Source organism: Synechococcus sp. A15-127 (assembly GCF_014280215.1).
In the GTDB taxonomy this organism is placed as follows: Bacteria; Cyanobacteriota; Cyanobacteriia; order PCC-6307; family Cyanobiaceae; genus Parasynechococcus.
Genome location: NZ_CP047948.1, coordinates 2,037,698 through 2,057,212 on the forward strand (window position 1 = coordinate 2,037,698; position 19,515 = coordinate 2,057,212).

A 19,515-nucleotide genomic window follows, 5' to 3' on the forward strand; every position below is an offset into this window, starting at 1 on the left:
ATCAAAAAGTTTTGACAATAGATTCTATCGTGAGAGAAAGCCCTGTATCCAAGTCATATAAAGAATGGAAGCCAACTTCATGATGAAGTCTATATGCATCGGCATATAATTCTGAGGTATTGTTAACATCATCAGAAGGAGCATCAAATTGAACATGAGACTCCTTACCTAATAGATTGGCAATCGTGTTGATAACATGTTGAAGAGAAAAAGATTTGCCTGACGCAATATTAACAGCTCCGGTTATATCACTACCAAGCAAAGCAACAAAAGCAGCAGCAACATCCTCAACATACATAAAGTCACGAATATATTGTCCGTGCGAACAAACAAAACTATCTCCGCGCAATAAAGAATTAATAGCCGATGGAACTAATCTTAACTTACTCTCTCGTGGACCATATAAAAAGAATATTCTGCCCCAAGCACTTGAAATACCTGTCTGATTTGCCAAAGATTCCAGCATTAAATAAGAACTATATTTTGAAGTTCCATATAAAGTATTTGGGCGACAGGGCGTTAAATTCTCAGAACAGAACTTATGAGTCCAATCATATTCTGCACACGTTCCTGCCCCTACATATCGCTGACCCCCGAATTCAACGAACGTACGCATCAAAAACAAACTAGCTTGAAGCCATTCAAAATTCTCTATAGAGTTCCAAAAACTGCCGTGTTCTGTATACCAAGCCAAATGAAGTAAATGTGTGGGCTTTATATCACCAATAAGAGCAGTGATTTCTTTAGAAACAAGAAGATCAGCTTGATGCCAAATAACAGGAGGAAGATCTGACCGCTTGATGGATGACAAAGCGTGCACTTCAAAACCTCTATCTATCAATTTAATCAGACAATGAAAGCCAATAAATCCATGGGCACCAGTGACAAGAACCTTCATTGGTGAAGATGCAAATTTGGTACTGCCGTGACAAATATTCCACCCCAGGAATGTACATAATCGTTGGCGGCAATCACTTCGGCCGAAAGATTCCAAGGTAAAATAATGACATAGTCTGGACGATATTTGCGAAGTGCATCTGGAGCGAGGATCGGGATGTGACTACCAGGCATATACTTACCCTGCTTAGAAAGGGCAGCATCACACACAAAAGAAAGCAGATCTGGCTTAACGCCTGCGTAATTCAACAAAGTATTGCCTTTTGCTGCCGCACCGTAAGCTGCGACTTTTTTCCCAGATCGCTTGCAATTAACTAAGAAAGAAAGAAGATCATCCTTAACACAATCCGCTTTAATCTGAAAATTCTGGTAAGTAACAATATTTTGGAGGCCAGCCTCTATTTCTGTCTCTATGATTTGAGAAACATCCATACAAGTCTCTCTTATATCGTCAAAGTGACAACCATACACGCGCAAACTGCCACCATGTGTAGTCAGTTTCTCAACATTCAGGACACGTAATCCGGCAGAATTAAATATGCGCTGAACAGTATGTAAGGAAAAATAAGAAAAATGCTCATGATAGACAGTATCAAATTGAGAATTGTTGATTAAACATAAAAGATGAGGGAACTCTAGTGTAATAGTGCCACTTTTTTTTAATAGTGCTTTAAGACCTCTTGTGAAGTCATTTATATCTGGGACATGAGCAAAAACATTGTTTCCAATAATTAAATCTGCTTGGAGATTATTTGCCGACAAACGCAGGCCTAATTCCTCTCCAAAGAATTCACGCAAAACTGGAATACCAAGCTTCTCTGATTCGGATGCAGTACTTTCAGTAGGTTCGATACCCAAACAAGGAATATTAGCAGAAAGAAAATTTTTAAGCAAATATCCGTCATTAGAAGCGATTTCAACTACATGACTTGACTGATCTAAACTTAAACTTTTAATTATATTGTCAGCATAAGAGGCGGCGTGAGCGAGCCATCCAGTAGATGTGCTTGAAAAATATGCATAATCTGAGCGGAAAAGTTCATCGGCCTGAGCATAATCCTCAGTTTGAACCAGCCAACATACGTCACAAACCTTTATTTTGAGAGGGTAATAAGTCTCTGGACAAGCCAAGTCTTGATTCGATAGATAAGCATTAGAGGGGGGGGCAAACCCTAAATCTAGAAAAGTGTGTGTAAGAGGAGTACCGCAGTGTCTACATTTCATAAAATCTAAAACCCTTTGAAATCTGAGGTAACGAGCGGGTGAGACTGATCACGTGGCGAAATCTCACTTACGGAAAGTGGCCAGTCGATCGAAAAAATAGGATCATCGTAACGTAAACCAGCTTCGTATTGACTGCTGTAGATAGCTGAATGTAGATAAATAAGCTCACAATCATCAGTAAGAGACTGGAAACCATGTGCAAAACCTTGAGGTATCAACAACGAACAGCAATTAACGGCAGAGAGCAACTGTACATGCGATTGAAGATATGTAGCCGAATTAGAGCGTAGATCAATAACAACATCGCATACCTCTCCACGAACACAGCTTACTAACTTCATCTCAGCATGTGGTTCTAGTTGATAGTGGAAGCCACGTACAGTGCCACGCTTTGCAGTGTATGTGTGGTTTATCTGGGCAATAGGATCGACCCAACCAGCTACAGATAGTTCATCGACACAGAAGAGACGGGAAAGAAACCCTCTAGAGTCCCTAAGGCATGTTCGCTCAACAAGTTTCAGGTCAACCAACGGTAAGGGACTGACAACAAACCTACTCATAAAATAGCCTCGTATTCATCAATATCCGCTTGACATAAAGCTCTTGCATCCTCACCACTGTAGAAAGAATGATACCAATTCATCGTGTGGTTGATGCTATCAGCCAAAGACCAGATCGCTTTTATACCTAAAAAAGATTGAGCCTTAGACGAGTCCAAAATCAAAGTACCAGCTTCGTGAGGTCCATCAATATTAGAGCCGTAATTCACAACACCTTCTCCATAAGCCTTCTGCGCCAAAATTATAGCGTCCTTAACAGTAGCAGCAGGCATGTCTGTTGGTGGGCCAAAGTTAAAAGATGAATACATATCAATATCGCTGGAAGATTTACGACAAGCTAGTACAAAAGCTAAAGACAAATAGCCAGCAAGCGGTTCCAAAACATGCTGCCATGGTCGGATAGCATTGGGGTTACGAATAAAAAGAGGCTGACCAGACTGCCATGCCCTAACAGCGTCTGGAATTAGGCGGTTAGCAGACCAATCACCACCACCTATAACATTGCCAGCACGTGCTGTAGCAATACCCACACCGGTCTCTGCAAAAAACGAATCTCGATAACTAGAAATCAAAATTTCTGCTGCAGCTTTACTCGCACTATAAGGATCATGACCTCCTAAGACATCATTTTCAGAATAAGGTCGCATACATTCGTTGTTACGATATACCTTATCTGTTGTTATCATAACAGCGGCATGTAAATCATCTAAATAGCGTATAGATTCCAAGACATGAGCAGTACCCATAATGTTTACGTTAAAGGTGCCCAAAGGATTCACATAACTTTCTCGTACAAGAGGTTGGGCGGCAAAATGAAAAACAATTTGTGGCTGAGATTTCTTTACAAGTGCGTCTAATCTATTAAAATCGAGAATATCAAAAAAGTTGCTATCGCAAAAATCGTGTAAACTGGCTGCATTGTACAGGTTGGGGGATGTATTGGGCCTCAGACTAATACCAGTCACCTCAGCACCCAATCGACTAAGCCAGAGAACAAGCCAACTACCTTTGAAGCCAGAATGGCCAGTTAACAAGACACGCTTGCCTTGCCAAAAGCTTGGATCAAGAGCCTGTCTAATCAATTCCATGTTTTCCAAGGAGCATTGCCGCTCTTCCATAATTCTTCAAGAACAATCTTCTCACGTAAGGTATCCATAGGCTGCCAAAAGCCAGTATGTTCAAAAGCCATCAACTCACCCATATTGGCAAGTTCCGACAACGGATTATCTTCCCAAATAGTCGAATCACCAGAAATTAAATCTAATACCTTGGGAGACAATACGAAAAACCCACCATTTATGAGACCACCATCTCCACGCGGTTTTTCAGTAAAACCCGTTACCTTCATATCGGAACACTGAAGCGCTCCATATCGACCAGGTGGGTGGACTGCCATTACTGTTGCAAGCTTTCCATGCTCGTTATGGAATTTAATCTCAGCAGAAATATCAATATCAGACAAGCCATCACCATAAGTGAAGCAAAAAGCATCATCACATTGAATATGATTCATGACGCGTTTTAAACGCCCACCAGTCTGTGTATTTTCACCAGTATCTACCAGGGTTACTCGCCATGGTTCTGCCTTTTTGTGGTGAACTTCCATTTTATTAAGTTGCATATCGAAAGTAACGTCTGACATGTGCAAAAAATAATTAGCAAAGTATTCCTTAATAACGTAACCTTTATAGCCACAACAAATTACAAATTCCGTAATGCCATGATTGGAATAAAGCTTGAGAATATGCCACAAAATAGGTCTGCCGCCAACCTCAATCATTGGCTTGGGCTTGAGATGTGTTTCCTCGGAAATGCGAGTGCCAAATCCACCTGCTAAAATAACAGCTTTCATGAAGAATACGAGAAGAATCTAGAATTATGCGATGAATTATTAGATTTATCTAGTTGTTTGTAAATGTATCGGTACTTTTCAACGCCATGGCAAAGAGAAAAGTACTTATTTGCCACAGCAACACAACGTGAAGAGATTGCAGGGTCCTCTAAAAGTACAAGTAGCCGGTCTAAACCAGTCACAATAGAAGATTCATCAAAGTCCTCAAGAGCAATTCCTACCTGGGAATCCTCCAAAATTGAAGCCATGTCACCCACACCGGTGTTGCTCATGCAAGGGACGCCACAACCTAAAAGCTCTCCAAGTTTAGTAGCTGAAGAAGCTTGCTTTGAAAAAACTGGTTTAATAAAAAAAATGTTGGCATCCATCCGATTCATAAGCTTCGGCATTTCATCAGGAGTAGCTGAAATTAATTCAACAGAGTCTAAAGGGACCCCATTCAAAGCAAGTACTTCTCTGATATAAGCATGTTCATTCCTGTTAACAATTAATAGCTTAGTGAGCGGGAGTTTTCGAAGTAATATTGCGAAACAGGCTGCTGTTTTTTCGAACAAATACCAATTTCTTACACTTCCAACGTAACCAATCGTGAGTTCTGACCCACGATTATTAATATGATTAGGTTTAAAACGAGTTAAATCAGCACATGTAGGTATCACAATAATGGGAGGCATACGATTTTGTAAATAGGAAAAGTTCTTCATAATTGAAACCGCAGCGTGCGTAAGGGATACTACATAATCGGCCTTCAATAAAAATTTTCGTTCGAGGCGTTTGAATACTTTATAAAAAGTACAGTCAGAACTCCAACCACTTTCTAACTTTTCATCCGCCCAAAAGCCGCGCATGTCAAAAAGGAAGGAAGCACCCGTTAGACGCTTAATAACGAGTGCCATTAATGATGGCACATAACTACGAGCATGAAGAATATTCAAACGATGTTTGAATACAAGCCACAATCCCATGCGAATACCATTAACGATATCCCAAGTAGTAGCTATCGCCGTGGGCTTCTTGTGATAACGAAGAGGATGCCAGATAATGCCTGTTTTCGAGATCTCAAACTCAAGCTTCTTACGCTCACGCACATTCCTCCAATCATCAGGCTTTTCAAAGCTAATGAGATGAATTGGCCTATCAAGTGACAACACCTTCAGATAACTAAAAACCTGGGAATAGCCTAATGGCTCCAATAATCCATCATAGCTTATGTATAGAATACTCATGCATTAAAAATTAATTGGGCAAAAACTCTTTAATATTCTAGCAGGTTATTGATTGCAAGTCAACAAAGGCGATCCGTGGAAAAATTACGAGTAATTTGAAAAATATTATTGTTGCTTTGGTGATAAAACACTAAAAATAGAAGGCTAAAATGATAAACTCCAATCATTGTTTACGCGAAAAAATCAAAGCGGGGCTCATTGAATCAGGTTAGAATTCTCAATCTAGCGGAATAAGCTTTTTCAAAAGGTTATTACAGTAATCATTAATTCACACAAATGGCAGGCTGATATACGTATGCTTAAATGGAAAAGTCTATTAATGAGTCATGGTTGAAAAGCTATTCTCACATACATTATAATTGGGATGGGACAACACGAACAAGAAATTATGTAGAGCTTCGCAACAGATATATATCAATTATGGCACTTGGTGATATACATGGAAAACGGATTTTAGATATTGGTTGCGGAGATGGAACCTATTCCTTGATACTCTCAATGCTTGGTGCAAATGTATGTGGTCAAGATCTTAACTAAGCCAGGATTGAAGAAGCAAGAATAAGAGTGAAGAAATATAATAGCCTATCATCAGCTAGGTATGAATCTGGTGATGTTCGAGAATTAAAATTTGAGGATAGTTTTTATGATTGCGTTTACTCATCTGATTTCTTCGAACATGTACCCTTGGACGTAAAGAAGCGGACTATAAAAGAGATCTATAGAGTGTTAAAGCCTGTTGGAATCTTGGTCATTAAAACACCTAATTTAGGCTTTTTGAGGGTATCTATAAATCTAGCTAGAATTGACCATTGTATTAAATTTAAATTTAAGCCTCTATGTATTGCTCATACCAGAAATAATCCCGACAATGAGCATATTGGATTAACAACATACAAAGAAATGAGGGAAATTTTAGAGGCTAATTTTTTTAATGAACCAGTGTTTCATTACTAACTACTTCAAAGAAAAAACTCCCTTTAGCAATAGCATGCATGCTTCAGCTTCTTAAAACAAGAACATTATGCCCGGACCCAATTATATCCACAAGAAAGAGATATTTGTCAGAATAGGAGATTTAATTAAATGAAAATCAATTCTTAACTTAAGTTTATTCTTGCGCAATGTGTAAATATACTACAACATTTTTGCGCTGTCTATACTCTGAAAATTAATTCTTGCAATGCAGCTAACATTATAAGTTAAGGTATAGCATGGCAAAAGATACACGAAAGATCCTTCGTAAAGTTCTTGTAGAAAAATCGATCTATTGAATAATATATTCAATATCTTAGCGAGTAAGGATCTAATACCTCCACGGAATGGAGCCTGAAATTGAAGTGATACAGAAGTCAATGCCAAAGATGAATTGAGCGCATAATCTGGCACTAGTCTACGAAAAGGGTAATGCGATCTCGTCAAATAACAAAATAAATACAAACCGAATTGACGAACATGTGTAGGATCAGAATAACAATATGGATTGCAAAAATGGGGCACAGAAACAATAAGAGTCGCGCTAGAAAGCATGACACGGGTAATCTCGCTTGAAAGCCCTTGAATATTATTTATATGCTCAAAGAAATGAGATACATGAACAGCAATTACTGAATCATCTGGTAGAGAGGCCAAAACACTGCAAACATCTGCAACGATATTCAACGCCTTTGTGACAGATAAAACTAACACCTATATAATCTTTCTTCTTTGAAGGGCCGCAACCAAGGTCCAAATGAACTTCAGGAATATCTCAATTGGCTATGGATTCAATGATTGGATGAGAAATACGCGTCATACTAACGAAGACTCGAAAATAAAGAGTAAACCTAGAATAACCTCGGTGCAATTTTTAATGGGCACAAATTTATAGTAATGACAGCCAAATGAGACGCATCACTAAGAATCATACATCTCCTATTTTTTGTCTTGACCACTAATAATTTTTTTAAAGCTGCAGTTCTTAACCAGAAGGAAAGCATTCTTACTGCAAAAAGTCAAAATGAACAAGCCAGATCAGAATCTCGCGGAAAACGAGCAGCTCCTCACGTCAGAGGGCAACCGAGTCTGCCTGTGCAGGAGTAATTCAATTGCCGCTGGCACAAAAGAGCGGGCATGCGCAAGCTGAGGCAGCTCGTTCGTCGCCACTGCGAGAACGTAACTATGGCGAGCTGGGGAATAGCAAGAAAAAAGCCCACAGGCGCGGCTGCGAGCGGAACTGCAGTGCAATCCCTGGAATGCCATGGCTGGCGCATTGACTGCCCATCCAAACCACAAATCAAAGGTCCGCACGATCAACCGGCTTCTCGAAGCTGATTAAAGTGATGCGGTGAACCCTGCTGATGCCTTTGAGATAGGTCCAAATTTGACATTATCCCAGGGGCTCCAGCAAGCAATTGCGGGTGAGGTACAAAACGCGATTCATCCCCATTCCTCCAACCACGCCTGCCACATCAAAACGGTCCACAAGCGCGTGGTGTGATCAAAGCGCCCGCTGAGGTGCTGGCTCCAGAGAGTCTGAATCGGCTCAGGCCTTAAATATCCCTGATTGAGCATTCTGCGAGGTTCCAACAAATCCTCCGCCCAGCCGCGCAATGGCCCCCTCAGCCACTGACCGATAGGCATACCGAAACCAGCTTTGGGTCGCTCAATGAGCTCGCGTGGAACATATTTATAGAGAATCTGGCGCAAGGCCCATTTGCTAGTGCCGCCTCTCTTGGAGGGATGAATCTTCATATCCATCGGAAGTCGCCACGCGACTTCCGCGACATGATGATCAAGGAAAGGTGAACGTGTTTCTAAGCTGGTGGCCATAGCAGAGCGGTCCACCTTGGTAAGGATGTCGTTGGGCAAGTAGTTGAGGCTGTCGGTGGCCATCATGCGACCCAAGGGATCTGCGCTCAACGCTTCCGGTAAGGGCCAGTCGAGCGGAGAGGTCGGCTCTTGGATCAAAGACCCCTCAGAATCAGGCTGGAGGAGGAAGGCTGGATCGCGCCACTCACTGACAAGGGAGCGATAGAGATCATCCGTACTACGAACGTATTGCAGGCGCTCGGCCAGTTTGTGAGCTTTATGGCCGAGCTGATGGATTGGCAGTGGCCGGCCAACGGCATCCCAACCGGCGGGGGGCAAGCTGCGTATCAGCAGGCTGAGGCTGCGACGAAGGGGAAAGGGCAGCCAGGCCAAACGGTTCCAGATACGTGGCCCCCATAAGTAGCGGTTATAGCCACCAAACAGTTCGTCGCCGCCATCACCACTGAGGGCCACGGTGAGCCCATTGCGGCGCGCTTCTCTGCACACCAGATGGGTGGGCAGCTGGGAGGAATCCGCGAAGGGTTCGCTGTAGAGCCTGGGAAGCCGGGGGATCAGGGCTTGGGCATCGGCTGCTGTGAGCAAGGTTTCGTTGTGCTCGGTGCCCAGGTAGGCCGCCACGGCCCTGGCATAGGGGGCTTCGTTGAAGCCCGATTCCTCAAAGCCGATCGTGAAGGTGCGCACGGGCCGGCTGCTGCGGGCCTGCAGCAGGGCGGTGATCAGCGACGAATCAATGCCGCCCGAGAGGAAGGAGCCCAGGGGCACATCGGCAAGGCTCTGGTGCTGCACCGCTTCGCCCAAGGCCTGCTGAAGGGCGTCGAGGGCTTCTGTCTGATCGGCAAAGGGGTGGGCCAGACTCTCGGCGATGGTGGAGCGCAGACACCACCAAGGCTGGGATACCGGCAGCGGCTCGGGCAGTCCAGCGCCAAGGGGCAGGCGCAGCAGATGCCCGGGCAGCAGCTGCTGAATGCCGCTGTGGATACAGCGAGGGGCGGCGATGGCCCCGAAGCGCAGCAGCTGGGCAAGCGACGGTCGATCAATAGGGTTGTCGAAGCCCGGCCAGGCCCGCAGCGCTGCCAGCTCGGAGGCAAAAACCAGTGCCGGGCCCGCACCGGAGCCCGTTGAACCAGAGCCACTGAGTCCCCAGTACAGCGGCTTCTCGCCGAAGCGATCGCGAGCCAGCTGCAGCAACTGCTCGCGCCGGTCCCAGAGTGCAAGGGCAAACATGCCGGCGCAGCGCTGCAGGGCAGCTTCGAGCCCCCAGGCCTCGATGGCGGCCAGCAGGGTTTCGGTGTCGGAGTAACCGCGCCAGGGGCCGGGCAGTTCTTGGCGAAGCGCGAGGTGGTTGTAGATCTCACCGTTGAAGACAATCACGTAGCGGCCACTGGCCGACGGCATCGGCTGATGGCCAGCCGGAGATAGATCGAGGATCGCCAGGCGCCGGTGGACCAGAGCCAGGCCCACGGCTGGGTCCACCCACGCGCCTGAATCATCGGGGCCGCGATAGGCGATCGCAGCGGCCATCACACGAGACCACGACTCCAGTTCAGGTCGCGACTGAACTTGCGCAAATATCCCGGCGATGCCGCACATCGCTCAGGCGGCCCGCTTGATCGCCCGCACCACGCTGGAGCAACCACCCGGATAGTGCGCCATCCCCGCGAAGGTGACGTCACAGCCACGGCGGCTGAACATGCGGGCCACGTCGTCGACGCGCTGGGGGTTGTCGAACTCCGGCGAGAAGGCATCAAAGGTGTCCATCACCGCCCACTCGCGCCGTTGGGTCGGCGAAAGACCTTTTGGGAATCCGCGCACATCGGTGATCGGGATGAAGCGGGTGAGGGCGCCGAGCCGAACGGCGCAGAGCAGGTCAAAGAGGAGCAGCATCGAGCGGATGTTGAGCCGGATCAGGCGCAGCAGCAAGGGCTTGGGCAGGCGTTTAGAGAGGGGCCTGAGGATGTATTTGGAGTGGATCTTGGTATACCAACCTTTGATCGGATAAAAATCCACCACGATCTGTGCGCCCACCTTAGCTTTGGCGATCAGGGCCGCGACGGAGTCTTCAAAGGATGGGGTGTGCTGCAGCACACCCAAGCAGAACACCCGATCGAAGGTGTTGTCGGCAAATGGCAGCTCATAGATCGAAGCCTGGGCTAGCTGCAGCCGGTCGCCATAGGTGGCGTTATTCCGCCTGTTGGTATCTACAGCACTGGAATAATCTACGCTGTGAAGAACGCCCGAAGTTGTGCGTAGAAACACCTCACTGAATCGGCCGGCACCGCTACCTACCTCCAAAACGGAGGAATGGCTGAGTTGCACTGCATCCCAGCCTGTTTCGGCGTAAAAACGTTGCTCACTTAGATCAGCGCCGGAATGCACATCTAGCTGGGTCTTATCAAACTGGTACCATTGGAATCCAAAGCTAGACGAGTAGTTGTCGACCGCACAAAAGCGGGGAATACCTCTCAAAACAGGGAAGACCTCACCGGAAACAGTATCTTGGAGGCAATCGTTAGCGTGCAGTAGAACTCGGTGATGCTGAGGATGAACGTAGGAAACTGTCAAGAGAGATTTTTGCGGTTGAGTAGAGATAAGTAGCTTAAGCCTGAGACAGGGAAAACTAAACACTGCGGATACTTATAAAACTGTAAGCGAATGACGCAATATAAACATATACAGATTTGTCAAAATCAAAAGTTCAGAAGGAAGAAAGAGAAACGAAAAAACATTAAAAGAATAGACGGACTCAGTCAAAGAGCAGACAACTCCTTAAACGCGTCCAAAAGCGAACTCACTGTATAGGAAGACTTCTCCTTACTCCACAAAACGTGGCCATGAAGCATGTGAAATGGCTGATGGCCAGGTTTTGTACCTTCTCGTCGATAGTATCGATAGTCGCCATCACTACCCCCAGCGCCAAAGTTACAAATGACAGTTTTACTACCACGAACGAACAAAGACAGCGTCGCAGCGCCCGAAGGAGTGAAAATATTTACAACAGATTGTGAATACAATGCAACTCGGTGGTGCAGCGAAAATCGTGACTTTGTGCTCACAAAAACATCTTTGGGAAGCGAATAGCTTGAAAGCTTAGAAAGATCGTCTGGAACTATCACTAATGCAATCCCCAGAGAATCGGCCATTGCATAAGCCTGATCAACATCATACTGACTGGAATTACGAAGAGGAGAAAATCCATAATCCCTGAGCGTCAAAGTAATAAACTTTGAATGATTTTCGAAAAAATCAGGAAATCGCTCTATTGAATCAGAATAGGCTTTCGAAAGGGGAGAAGCCTCATCCCTCAAAGGCAAGCTCGGAGCAATAAAAGGCAGCTGAGATGGCTGGTCCTTATAAGAACTCAGGGCTCTGTAAATATCAAAATAACGAGAGCCACCAGGATCATAGTTTTTACTATGGCCAAACGGATAAATTAAAAAATCCTCCGAAGATCTACTACAGAGCGCATCATGCTCAGGCTTTGACGAAATAATACTTACAGATCTAACGTGCGAAAATAAAGATGCGATAGGAAAAATTAGATTCTGTATTCGCGCTTGTCGCTCACAAATAGGCACGAAATGATCATACTGAACACTTGCCGAAGGTAAATCAGGCGGACAATACAATATTACATCAAATTCATTATATCCAATCCTAGTCAATTGATGATATGCATAAAATAGGTTCCAGACGAAATCAAAAGTAACGGCTTGCGATTGGGTGCTCCACAAATAGGTTGCACTTGATGGTGGCTCAGCCTTACCAGAGACAATGTCTCTTAAGTGAGATCCATGCACGTAGTCAAGAATAAAATTAGACCATCGGCGGGTAGGCGTTTTAATTTCTTGGCGCCAACGCTTAAGACTGAGCAACTTAACGACGTTCAACTGGAAGCACCTGATATCACACATTAAGCATTATAAAAGACCACTCAGGCGTCCTATCTCGATTCAGTCCTTTGACAAGGAGTTGAGGAAGGTCTATGACTGGATTGATCTGTCAGGCATCTCTTCTCTCTCCTCCCGCAGGACACAACTAACTAAGTTTAATCGCGAAGAGTGGTCAATATCATAAAGAGGAGTTAAGCACATTTCTGATCATAAATCTTTTCAGTATTATCTGAAAACTGACCAAAATAAGCCGTAGGTATAATGTATAAATGCTTGAAGGCCAATTGGGCGCCTGTTCGATTGCGAAAAATGTTATTAAATTTAACGATTATTTATCCACCCGAGTAAATGTCTGGAGACTCAAATTCATTGCTAGATATTCGCCGATAGCGCGCGAACCGAGAATATTAGTGTGCAAACCATCGTAAAAACCTTCATCAGGCACAGGATTATCCAAAAACATTTTAAGGAGAAAGATATCTACGCTACTAGATGCATTAATAATCTGCTGCTGTGATAGGTAAATGGAGGCAAGACCTGAGCAGTATTCTCTAATCGCCGGGATTGCTTTTGGAGATACACGAATATATACCCTAGTGCCTGTGATTAAACATTTAGGATCCTGCTGCTGGACCACATGAATGCGAGCATTTGGAAAGTACTTTTTTGAAACAGTAAGCAATTCATTGAACAATTGCTTGTATTCTCGGATCTCGTCATGAGTTCTCAGTGGAATATTACTCGAAATGTGATTATCGAGGAACTTGGGATTACTTTTTCCATGTCCAATTTGAACAGCACCGTCTGGAAGTTTAAACTGAACCCCTCGGAGCAAGTCGAGTTTAAGTTTTAACTCTCTAAGTCTTCCATACAAGAAAGAACGTTTTGACAGATAAGAGCGAAACCGTCTGCGCAGGGTGGGCGAATCATATATGTTCGAGCGAGAAGAAACTACACCTTTTGAAAACCGAACATCGTTTACTCCTACGTAAAATATAATGTCATCGACTTTTTCGAGATCAAGTGTCTTAGCATGCCAATTCTTTAATGAAAAAACATGACCAAAAGTACTTTGTCCGTCAACTCCCCCATTGATTACTTTCTTGTCGATTTTAGACTCCAATATACGTTGCCATGTTTTGGCGTCGTCAACGTATCTCTGGTCAGTCGTAGACCCACCAATTGTCAACACGATTCCTCTATTACCAAGGTCATTCTTGGAAGGTCTATATCCTTGTTGGTCACGAGTATAAACTGATTTTGTGCCAATTTTTCGTCCCTCAATCAAGGAAGTGTCGTAGATTTTACGAACACCGACTGCGGCTTGAGGAATGTCCAATGCTGGTGAGTGCAGTAAATACCTCCCAAACGCAAGATCTATGGAAAGGAGAACAACTCCAAAGACAATCCCATTAATTGCAACTATTTTGACTGCAATTTTATAGTTCATCTCTGAGATCAGAAAATAGAGTAAATAAACGGTGCGACAACTGATCCCTGAGTGAACACAATAAGTGCTCCCATCAAAACAATCGTGATAATCAAAGGTGCCAACCAGTACTTCTTGCGAACTTTCATAAAGTCCCAGATGTCTTTGACTAAATCAAGAAATGCTTCCATGGTTCAAAAGATGCGAGTGAGGTCAGTGTTGTGGTCTTTTCGATTTTCTCTGTAGGTCTTCTCTCCTTTTCGTCGCCGTCTTAATGGGTCATATCCTGTGATGCGCATGACGTAAGCGATCGGTTGAAGGACAACGATGAAGACCAGACCAAGGATGATGTGACTATTTACCCATCCAAGAGCATGACCGAGTGCCATCCAACCCTTATATGGGTAGTGAAGTAAGCGGGGTGCCGTCAGACCGAGAATTAACCCTGGTACCCCTACCCATAGAGACCACGCTCTGAACCCGTGTCCCGCGACAGCAGGAAGCAACCATCCGATCAGGATTGGGAACCCAAATCCTATAAGCAGACCGAACTCACGCAGTTGTTTTTTAGAGATTGTTGCTTTCATGATTAATCGAGTTCAAACTCCTGCATCCAGGTTTCATCTTTTTCAACTTTGGGTTGCTCGCTCTTATAGAGGATTTGGTTTTGAAGAACCAAGACATCCATCTCTGTCCTCATAAAGCACCTGTAAGCATCCTGCGGAGTACAGACAATTGGTTCGCCTCTCACATTGAATGATGTATTGACGATGGTGGGGCAACCAGTTTTTCGTTTGAATGCACTGATCAAGTTGTGATAGCGAGGATTTGTCGTACTGCTTACAGTCTGAACTCTTGCTGAGTAATCGACGTGAGTAATAGCAGGTAGAGATGACCTAGGGATATTGAGTTTCTCGATGCCAAAGAGGTTGTCTTCTTCCTCGCTCATCAGCCTGCAGAGTTCTTTTTTAACTGGAGCAACCAGAAGCATGTAAGGACTCTTGGCATTCATCTCAAACTGATTGTTGACTTCCTCTTCAAGGACAGATGGGGCAAACGGACGAAAACTCTCTCTGTACTTAATTTTGAGGTTCATCACGCTCTGCATCCTTTGATTACGTGGATCACCAAGAATTGATCGCGCACCTAATGAACGTGGACCAAACTCCATGGGACCATTAAACCAACCGATCACATGACCCTTATCCAATTCCTTCGCTAGTAGTGCAAATAATTCGGAGTCATTATGAGTATGGTAGGGAGCATTAATTTGCCTTAGGTATTGTGTGATTTCATCGTTGCTAAATTCAGGACCCAGGTAAGTCCCCTTCATGGAATCATTTTTGTTGACGGTTCTCTCCTGCTCATGATGTTGATGCCATCCAACCAAGGCGGCACCTAGTGCTGAACCTGCATCACCACTGGCAGGTTGGATCCAGATATCGTTAAAGATCTTCTCTTTAAGAAGTTTGCCGTTGGCGACGCAGTTGAGAGCAACACCACCAGCGAGACACAGATTCTCGATGCCTGTCTCTTGCCTGAGTGATTTTGCCAACTTCAGGACAATCTCTTCTGTCACAACCTGAATCGATGCCGCCAGGTTCATGTGGAACTGAGTGAGTTCTGTTTCTACCTTTCGTGGTGGTCTACCAAAGAGTTTGTGAAATTTTCGCGCTGTCATGCGAAAACCACGGTGGTATTTGAAATAACTGATATCGAGACGGAATGTTCCATCGTCTTTGATATCAATCAAATTATCTTTGATCTTGTTGACGTATATGGGTTCTCCATAAGGAGCAAGTCCCATCAATTTATACTCACCAGAATTGACCTTAAAACCGCAGTAGTAGGTAAATGCTGAGTAAAGTAGACCTAGGGAGTGAGGGAAGCTAATCTCCCACAAAGAATTAATTTGGTTTCCTTTTCCTATCCAGGCAGAGGTTGTCGCCCACTCTCCTACGCCATCCATACAAAGGACAACAGATTCCTCAAATGGACTTGGGTAGAAAGCAGCAGCAGCGTGTGAAAGATGGTGCTCTGAAAAAAGTAAGTTTGGTATATCTGATGACTTGGCATTAAATGATGCTTGTACTTCTTTCAGGTTTTTCTTGAGTTCAGTTTTCAGAAAGAGTTTTTCCTTTAACCAAATCTGCATTGCTGCGACAAAAGACCTTCCACCTCTCGGTTCGGCACCTAGATATGTTTCAAGTAGGCGCTCAAAGGTCAAGAGAGGTTTTTCGTAGTAAACGACCTCGTTGACGTCTGAAAGGTTGATTCCCTGCGATTTCAAGCAGTATGTAACTGCATGCTTAGGGAATCTTGAATCATGCTTCTTTCTTGAAAATCTTTCTTCCTGTGCTGCAGCAACAATCTCCCCACTTTTGATTAGAGCAGCAGCACTATCATGGTAATAACAAGATATTCCAAGAATATATTGGTCCATCAGAAAAAGTTGTCGCGAGTATGCTGGAGATCGTACCTCGAATCTTGTACTTCGCCCGCAGACCAGGGCATATTAAAGGTATTTTACAGGCACTCTGACCTGAGCTCCCGGAATGGGTTTTGGTCGGTGGTATCGCCTCCTGACTGTGCCCGAAGTCGCCTCTGCCGCAACTGATCTTGATCTGATCAGTTACATGCAGGCGACATCGGATGCCCGCATGCGGCATGGGGGCCGCATTCCGGCCTGGTACCTGCTGGTGGCGGCTCAAGCTTCATCGACCAAGTGACATACTCGGCCGCCTTGGGTGTGGCGATCTCACAGGCCCGCTACAGAAAAGGTGAGGACTACGAGCGGGCGGTGCTGAAACAGCTGTTGGGCGAACTCAACCTGGAGGAAGTACTGATCCAGAACGAAGTATTGCTTAGAATAAATTTAGCATTCCTTGCATGATTGAAAAAATTTCATATGACGTATATCACTTAATCTTTCTTGAACACTATGGAAACATATGGGTAAAGCCTATAAGAAGATGGGCCAAAATGGAACGATCATAAATCTGGTGCATATCTACGGGAATCCCAAAAAACGGGCCAAGGAGGAGGTATGGTAGATATAGGATTTTCACTATCAAGAATAACAACTACAAAATACCCTTGACAAGCAGCATAATTACATAACATTGCCCATTGATCCAAGCTACTATTTCTCAAATTATCGTAATTAGAATTTCTTAGAGCAATAGTGATGAGAGGAAGATTATGTGTTATCTAGTAATTTGCAAGCTAACAATTGTGCGCAAGGTGGTGCAGTTATACATGCAAACATCGTTGATAGAGCCGAGAAAGCTTCAGTACTGTCAAAAATGTTGAGCCTGTCTGAACTTGGATTAAAAGGTGAGTAATGAGGTGGATAGATTTCGTGAAAAGCTAAGAAAAAAGTGATCTATTTGAAAGGATATTGACGACTTCAAAAGCAGGATATAAATAAACTGCAGAGGCAATTAAATGTCTAAGCCTGTACTCCTTTTTATCAACAGAATACGCACTGGCAATCAACCCATATGAAATGTGTTTAGTAGCTCCATAATAGAGAACACCAGATAAAATTTTTTACCTCTTTTTATTGCCATAAAATTAAAAGCTTCAAGGAACTCAAGGTCACTAAAGCTTACAGAATCAGACCCTAAGTCATAAAAACTTAGCAAAGTATTGGGTAGCCTGGCAGTACTGCTAAAGTAGAAGAAAAAATTCTTAAGATCAAATACAGAAAGAAGACTAGAATTTAATAGAAGATATTTGATCGTAGTGAAAGTCCAATAGGAATGCCTGGTGAGCAAAAAATAATTTAAAATGCTTACTTGCGTTAATAAGCATATCAAAAAAGGTAGCTTTTATGCTTTTGGTGAGGGCCTTCAATCGATTCTAAAAAAACACAACCATCTGCCAAAGAGGAGGTCGACCGATAAAGTGTTCTTGGCAAAGTTAGTAGCTCACCAGGAGAAAGCAGAAATGTATCAGTTAGACTTTTATCAATGGCATCAATAATATCAATTCTCATAAAGCCATATAAGCAGGTAAAAACTATTTTTCCAGGAAGTTGATCGCTAAACGCAGGATAGACAGTATTTGCAGCAAAGGCTATCAACATACATTGCATTAAATTTGAATCTTCTGTATGGAGTAAAGTTCTAGCCATTTGCTTTTTATTTTTGACTGCCTCTAGGCGAAGTAGCTCAATTTGAGACTTGGAGATGTACAAAGGGATATGCTGTTTCATTGAATAGTAAGACGCCGAGCTGGATTTCCAACGTACTGAAAACCCTCAAGAGTGTTAGACATGACAACTGAACCTGGAGCAAGCTTAGAATATTTAGATACATTAACCTCAGGAAGGACTTGACAAGCAGAACCTAAAAAAGCTTGGTCACCAACCACAACATCGCCATTGCACACAACATTATGCCCAAAGAATGAACATGAACCAACATCAACACCATGGCCCAGGACAACACCAGTAAGAAGCATATTATGAGAGCCAATAGATACACCTGGATTAATTACACATCCAGAAGATATAATATTACCAGTGCCGATATGAGCAATATAAGAAAGAGAGACAGAAGGATGTACTAGATTGATGAAAGTTGCGTTGAGAGATTGAAGTCTTTGAGTCGATTGGAGCCTGATATGACATGTTCGAGCAATGGCATTGATAACGCTAACTTTTTTTTCAATGATCCAATCAAAAGGACCTAAAACTTTAAAGCCTAAAACTTCCCTGTCTTGATTTGCCTCATTATCGTCGATGAATCCCAATAAATTATAACAATCACCCTTGTCTATGCATCTGTTATTGAAGTCGTCAATAATCGGAAGGAGTTCAGGTTGACCAGTTCCAGCAATAACAATGTCGGGCATTAGTTAATGAGATAATGAGGCTGTCCTCCTGCGGCGTGCAGGGGGTCGTTTTCAGTTAAAATAGATTGTGGAATAATTCCAGTATCAACCGAATACCTGATTTGATCGGATTTATTGATTCCATTTCCATGGATTAACATTGCCGAAAATATTAAAACACAACCTACAGGAACTTCTATTTTTTTTGGGGGAATATGAGGCAAATTTTTAATTATTTTTGGAAGATAAGGAAAACCAATGGCATGCCCATTGCTATAACGGTTAACTCTACAAGGATGTTGATTATCAAAGCTCACTTGTAAGTCCACATCATCAATTAAATGTGAGTTGGGAAAGTATAATAAGCCCGAAGAAGTCGCAGAACGACTGCATGGGATCCATATATTGTATTGATGCTTTACTTGATGTGGTGTTACAGCATAAAGTGACTCTCTATGAAAAGGTACATGGTCTTGGCAACTAATTAGATGACATGGTCGAACGGCACGAAGCTTCAAAACATTTACCCACGCTAGTTTTTCTGAAAAACTGCTTTCTAACTGGTGAGATAACAATGCAATCAAATCATGGAGTATTCCATAATTATTGAGTTCTACTTGGCAGGTGTAGACTGACTCATGCCATTTATCTCTACTATAGCTGCATAGTGACTGAATATCTGATCCAATATACTTGGCTATACATGCATTAATTGCATCGAGCACCGCTGTATCAGAAAGTGGCATTACAACAAAGCCATTTTCAGCAAGTTGTTGGGTCAATGAATTCA

The 19,515-nt window shown here is 43.6% G+C and carries 18 protein-coding genes; 2 read left to right on the forward strand and 16 right to left on the reverse strand.

The annotated features are described in order from the left end of the window. Position 1: 1 nt before the first annotated feature. From SynA15127_RS10885 to SynA15127_RS10910, 6 genes are read right to left on the reverse strand one after another with little or no spacing between them, the layout of a single operon-like run. Positions 2–898 (reverse strand): NAD(P)-dependent oxidoreductase, encoded by an 897-nt coding sequence (locus tag SynA15127_RS10885; RefSeq protein WP_186484116.1) that lies wholly within the window; start codon positions 896–898, stop codon positions 2–4. Further along, positions 895–2,121: a class I SAM-dependent methyltransferase gene (locus tag SynA15127_RS10890; protein WP_186484117.1), complete on the reverse strand. Its 1,227-nt coding sequence runs from the start codon at positions 2,119–2,121 to the stop codon at positions 895–897. Before SynA15127_RS10890 ends, SynA15127_RS10885 begins: the two co-directional genes overlap by 4 nt. Positions 2,122–2,126: 5 nt before the next feature. Then, entirely contained in the window at positions 2,127–2,681 is a 555-nt protein-coding gene (locus SynA15127_RS10895) for a dTDP-4-dehydrorhamnose 3,5-epimerase family protein (protein WP_186484118.1), read from the reverse strand. Then, the gene (gene rfbG / locus SynA15127_RS10900) at positions 2,678–3,769 is read right to left on the reverse strand and encodes a CDP-glucose 4,6-dehydratase (RefSeq protein WP_222930464.1); all 1,092 of its coding nucleotides are present in this window, start codon (positions 3,767–3,769) and stop codon (positions 2,678–2,680) included. The genes SynA15127_RS10895 and rfbG overlap by 4 nt, the downstream gene beginning before the upstream one ends. Beyond that, complete coding sequence (rfbF, locus tag SynA15127_RS10905; RefSeq protein WP_186484120.1) at positions 3,760–4,533, reverse strand: glucose-1-phosphate cytidylyltransferase; 774 nt, start codon at positions 4,531–4,533, stop codon at positions 3,760–3,762. The genes rfbG and rfbF overlap by 10 nt, the downstream gene beginning before the upstream one ends. Beyond that, entirely contained in the window at positions 4,530–5,759 is a 1,230-nt protein-coding gene (locus tag SynA15127_RS10910) for a glycosyltransferase (protein ID WP_186484121.1), read from the reverse strand. The genes rfbF and SynA15127_RS10910 overlap by 4 nt, the downstream gene beginning before the upstream one ends. A 543-nt stretch (positions 5,760–6,302) precedes the next feature. On the opposite strand from SynA15127_RS10910, the gene SynA15127_RS13690 reads away from it, so the two are divergent. Further along, a complete protein-coding gene (locus tag SynA15127_RS13690; RefSeq protein ID WP_370594048.1) occupies positions 6,303–6,713 on the forward strand; it encodes a class I SAM-dependent methyltransferase in 411 nt (136 codons plus the stop codon). Between the two features lie 1,461 nt (positions 6,714–8,174). Here SynA15127_RS13690 and asnB read toward each other — a convergent pair. The 7 genes from asnB to SynA15127_RS10950 form a co-directional block, all read right to left on the reverse strand. Next, positions 8,175–10,157, reverse strand: coding sequence for an asparagine synthase (glutamine-hydrolyzing) (gene asnB / locus SynA15127_RS10920; RefSeq protein WP_186484123.1), 1,983 nt, complete (start codon positions 10,155–10,157; stop codon positions 8,175–8,177). A 3-nt stretch (positions 10,158–10,160) separates the two neighbouring features. After that, complete coding sequence (locus tag SynA15127_RS10925) at positions 10,161–10,943, reverse strand: class I SAM-dependent methyltransferase (protein WP_186484124.1); 783 nt, start codon at positions 10,941–10,943, stop codon at positions 10,161–10,163. Positions 10,944–11,314: 371 nt separating this feature from the next. Then, positions 11,315–12,439, reverse strand: a complete 1,125-nt coding sequence (locus SynA15127_RS10930) for a hypothetical protein (RefSeq protein ID WP_186484125.1) — start codon at positions 12,437–12,439, stop codon at positions 11,315–11,317. 346 nt (positions 12,440–12,785) lie between these two features. Beyond that, complete coding sequence (locus SynA15127_RS10935; protein WP_186484126.1) at positions 12,786–13,907, reverse strand: hypothetical protein; 1,122 nt, start codon at positions 13,905–13,907, stop codon at positions 12,786–12,788. A gap of 8 nt (positions 13,908–13,915) precedes the next feature. Further along, positions 13,916–14,077 carry a DUF5989 family protein gene (locus tag SynA15127_RS10940; protein ID WP_186484127.1) on the reverse strand — a complete coding sequence of 54 codons (162 nt, stop codon included), beginning with the start codon at positions 14,075–14,077 and terminating at the stop codon, positions 13,916–13,918. 3 nt (positions 14,078–14,080) lie between these two features. After that, positions 14,081–14,473, reverse strand: a complete 393-nt coding sequence (locus SynA15127_RS10945) for an SxtJ family membrane protein (RefSeq protein ID WP_186484128.1) — start codon at positions 14,471–14,473, stop codon at positions 14,081–14,083. A 2-nt stretch (positions 14,474–14,475) separates the two neighbouring features. Next, a complete protein-coding gene (locus SynA15127_RS10950) occupies positions 14,476–16,329 on the reverse strand; it encodes a carbamoyltransferase (RefSeq protein ID WP_186484129.1) in 1,854 nt (617 codons plus the stop codon). 282 nt (positions 16,330–16,611) lie between these two features. On the opposite strand from SynA15127_RS10950, the gene SynA15127_RS10955 reads away from it, so the two are divergent. After that, on the forward strand, positions 16,612–16,779 hold the full coding sequence (locus SynA15127_RS10955; RefSeq protein ID WP_186484130.1) for a hypothetical protein: 168 nt from the start codon (positions 16,612–16,614) through the stop codon (positions 16,777–16,779). Between the two features lie 924 nt (positions 16,780–17,703). On the opposite strand, the gene SynA15127_RS10960 is transcribed toward SynA15127_RS10955, so the two are convergent. From SynA15127_RS10960 to SynA15127_RS10970, 3 genes are read right to left on the reverse strand one after another with little or no spacing between them, the layout of a single operon-like run. Further along, a complete protein-coding gene (locus SynA15127_RS10960) occupies positions 17,704–18,105 on the reverse strand; it encodes a hypothetical protein (RefSeq protein ID WP_186484131.1) in 402 nt (133 codons plus the stop codon). Next, the gene (locus SynA15127_RS10965; protein ID WP_186484132.1) at positions 18,102–18,746 is read right to left on the reverse strand and encodes a hypothetical protein; all 645 of its coding nucleotides are present in this window, start codon (positions 18,744–18,746) and stop codon (positions 18,102–18,104) included. Before SynA15127_RS10965 ends, SynA15127_RS10960 begins: the two co-directional genes overlap by 4 nt. Continuing rightward, complete coding sequence (locus SynA15127_RS10970; protein ID WP_186484133.1) at positions 18,746–19,507, reverse strand: phytanoyl-CoA dioxygenase family protein; 762 nt, start codon at positions 19,505–19,507, stop codon at positions 18,746–18,748. Before SynA15127_RS10970 ends, SynA15127_RS10965 begins: the two co-directional genes overlap by 1 nt. Between the last annotated feature and the right edge of the window lie 8 nt (positions 19,508–19,515).

Coding starts and splice junctions, on each gene's coding strand:
- SynA15127_RS10890 (WP_186484117.1), bottom strand. CDS start 2,121: ATGAAATGTAGACACTGCGGTACTCCTCTTACACACACTTTTCTAGAT.
- rfbF (WP_186484120.1), bottom strand. CDS start 4,533: ATGAAAGCTGTTATTTTAGCAGGTGGATTTGGCACTCGCATTTCCGAG.
- SynA15127_RS10935 (WP_186484126.1), bottom strand. CDS start 13,907: ATGAACTATAAAATTGCAGTCAAAATAGTTGCAATTAATGGGATTGTC.
- SynA15127_RS10885 (WP_186484116.1), bottom strand. CDS start 898: ATGAAGGTTCTTGTCACTGGTGCCCATGGATTTATTGGCTTTCATTGT.
- SynA15127_RS10940 (WP_186484127.1), bottom strand. CDS start 14,077: ATGGAAGCATTTCTTGATTTAGTCAAAGACATCTGGGACTTTATGAAA.
- SynA15127_RS10965 (WP_186484132.1), bottom strand. CDS start 18,746: ATGCCCGACATTGTTATTGCTGGAACTGGTCAACCTGAACTCCTTCCG.
- SynA15127_RS10950 (WP_186484129.1), bottom strand. CDS start 16,329: ATGGACCAATATATTCTTGGAATATCTTGTTATTACCATGATAGTGCT.
- asnB (WP_186484123.1), bottom strand. CDS start 10,157: ATGTGCGGCATCGCCGGGATATTTGCGCAAGTTCAGTCGCGACCTGAA.
- rfbG (WP_222930464.1), bottom strand. CDS start 3,769: ATGGAATTGATTAGACAGGCTCTTGATCCAAGCTTTTGGCAAGGCAAG.
- SynA15127_RS10910 (WP_186484121.1), bottom strand. CDS start 5,759: ATGAGTATTCTATACATAAGCTATGATGGATTATTGGAGCCATTAGGC.
- SynA15127_RS10895 (WP_186484118.1), bottom strand. CDS start 2,681: ATGAGTAGGTTTGTTGTCAGTCCCTTACCGTTGGTTGACCTGAAACTT.
- SynA15127_RS10960 (WP_186484131.1), bottom strand. CDS start 18,105: ATGAAACAGCATATCCCTTTGTACATCTCCAAGTCTCAAATTGAGCTA.
- SynA15127_RS10945 (WP_186484128.1), bottom strand. CDS start 14,473: ATGAAAGCAACAATCTCTAAAAAACAACTGCGTGAGTTCGGTCTGCTT.